The sequence below is a fragment of the Paraburkholderia sp. SIMBA_054 genome (assembly GCF_046534875.1).
Lineage (GTDB): Bacteria > Pseudomonadota > Gammaproteobacteria > Burkholderiales > Burkholderiaceae > Paraburkholderia > Paraburkholderia hospita.
Genome location: NZ_JAWRXV010001708.1, coordinates 1 through 236, shown reverse-complemented (window position 1 = coordinate 236; position 236 = coordinate 1). Strand labels below are relative to the sequence as shown.

The 236-nt window shown below is 53.8% G+C and carries 1 pseudogene; it reads right to left on the bottom strand.

Going from position 1 to position 236, the window contains the following annotated elements:
• Positions 1 to 10 precede the first annotated feature (10 nt).
• Positions 11 to 236: pseudogene (locus tag SB822_RS60930) on the bottom strand (hypothetical protein); the annotation flags it as partial.

Here is a 236-nt window from a genome sequence, read left to right as displayed (position 1 = left end):
GGTCATGTTCTCAGATCTTGACTTCAGGGTTGACCAAAGCCTTCTCGACGATCACCGAGCCAACGCCCCATGTGTCGAGAATCTCCTTGTAGGTGCCGTCAGCAATCAGCGAGTTGATCGTGTCTGCGATGAGTTGCGTGAGCTCCATGTCAGACTTGGCAATTGCTATACCGTTTGGCCCGTGCTTTGCTAGCGGACCAGTAGTCGGCTTCAAGGTATCAAACGCGCCTCTGGAC